The 2130-nt window shown below is 64.2% G+C and carries 2 protein-coding genes; both read right to left on the reverse strand.

Translation table 11 applies throughout. The features are described 5' to 3' along the window. A partial coding sequence (locus ABI213_RS02700) for an alpha/beta hydrolase (protein ID WP_348026016.1) occupies nucleotides 1-500 on the reverse strand: 500 nt, incomplete at its 3' end. Nucleotides 501-513: 13 nt separating this feature from the next. Next, the coding region (locus ABI213_RS02705; RefSeq protein WP_348026018.1) for an MMPL family transporter at nucleotides 514-2130 on the reverse strand (1617 nt) is incomplete at its 5' end.

A 2130-nucleotide genomic window follows, 5' to 3' on the forward strand; every position in this document is an offset into this window, starting at 1 on the left:
GCGCTGTCGCCCGCCACCGCCATACGGCTGGCATCGCCACCCAGCGTGGCCGCATGGGCGCAGAGCCAGCGCAAAGCGGCCTCCGCATCGTCCGGGGCGGCGGGAAACGGATGTTCGGGCGCCAGCCGGTAGTCCACTGCCACTACCAGCATATGGGCGTGGTGGCACAGGGTGCGGCACACCTTGTCGTGGGTGTCCAGGTCGCCAATCACAAAGCCACCGCCGTGGAGGAACATCAGCACCGGCCAGGGGCCAGGGGTGGCTGGCGCATAGGCACGCAAAGCCAGCGGCCCGCCAGGGCCTTCAATAACCAGGTCTTCTACTTTGCCGACGACCGGGGCAGGCAGGCCCAGCGCGGCGTCCATGTCCCGGTAGATTCGCCGCCCCACCGCAGGTGGCAAAGCCTCTAGCGGCGGGTTGCCCTGGGCTGCCATCTGGGCCAATAAGCCGGCCAGTGCCGGGTCGAGTGGTGCCACCTCAAGTGTGCTGCAAACAGCCATGGAGTCTCCTTGTTTAAACCGTTACTGCGACAGGAAGTGGTGCGGCCTTAGCCGCTGCCGGGCGTAGAAAGAAATAACCCAGCGCGGGCAGCAATACCAGTGCCCCCACCATGTTCCAGATAAACATGAAGGCCAGCAAAATGCCCATATCGGCCTGAAATTTGATGGGCGAAAACGCCCAGGTACCCACGGCCAGCGCCAGGGTGATACCCGTCAACATCACCACGCGGCCGGTGAATTGCAACGCGTGGTGGTAGGCGTCGGACAAGCTGGCTCCCTCACGCATACGGGCCAGCGTGATGCTGAGCACATACAGCGCGTAGTCCACGCCGATGCCGACGCCCAAGGCGATCACCGGCAGCGTGGCCACCTTCACGCCCATACCCAGCCAGACCATCAAAGCCTCACACAGGATGGAGGTCAACACCAGCGGCAGCACCGCGACGACCACCGCGCGCCAGGAGCGAAAGGTGATCCAGCACAGCAGCACCACGGCGGCGTAAACCCATAGCAACATCTCGTGCATGGCCTTGGCCACCACGATATTGGTGGCGGCGGCGATGCCCGCGCTGCCGGCGGCCAGCTTGAACTGGATGACATCGGTGTTGTTGGCGGCAGCAAACTTCTCCACCTCAGCCACGACCCGGGACAGGGTTTCGGCCTTGTGGTCCTTCAGGTAGACGTATAGCGCCAGGAAGGAACAGTTTTGGTTGAACAGCTCACGCGGGGCGCGGGTTTGTACACCGCCCAGCGCACCGTCATTGGGCAGCAGCTCAAACCATTTGAAGTTGCCCTCGTTGTAGCCCACCATGGCCAGCTTGGACAGGGCCGCCATAGAGTTGGTGGATTCCACGCCAGGCAGTTGCTCCAGCCCCCAGGCCAGGGTGTCCAGCTTGGCCAGCGTGGCGTAGCGGGTGCACTGGTCTTCAGGCGTGGTGACCATCACTGTCAGGATGTCGGCGCTGGCCGCGTAGTGCGCAATTTGGTAGGCGCTGTCGCGGTTGTAGCGTGAATCCGCGCGCAGCTCAGAGGCGCCGGGGTCCAGGTCGCCCACCTTCAGCTGCAGGCTGACCGCATAGCCGCCCACGGCCATCAGCGCAGACACCACGATGGCCGCAGCCGCCCAGCGCTTCTGCGTGAAATGGTCCAGCAGCGCCCACAGCCAGGGGCGCTTAGCGTTCTCGCTCGCCGTGTCTTCACGCAGGCTACGCGCTGCAGCCGTTGGGGCCACACCGGTGTACGAAAGCAGAATCGGCAGCAACACCAGGTTGGTAAAAATCAGCACGGCCACGCCAATGCTGGCAATCACCGCCAGGTCCTGGATCACCTTGATCTGGATGATGACCAGCACCGCAAAGCCTACCGCGTCGCACAGCAGCGCCGTCAGCCCGGCCATGAATAGACGGCGAAAGGTGTAGCGCGCCGCCACCACGCGGTGCGTGCCACGGCCGATGTCCTGCATGATGCCGTTCATCTTCTGCGCGCCGTGGCTCATACCAATGGCGAACACCAGGAAGGGCACCAAGATGGAGTACGGGTCCAGCTCGTAGCCCAGCAGCGCCAGCAAGCCAAACTGCCACACCACCGCCACCAGCGAACACGCCACCACCAGCGCCGTGCTGCGCGCGCA

The organism is Rhodoferax sp. (assembly GCF_039922535.1).
In the GTDB taxonomy this organism is placed as follows: domain Bacteria; phylum Pseudomonadota; class Gammaproteobacteria; order Burkholderiales; family Burkholderiaceae_C; genus Rhodoferax_B.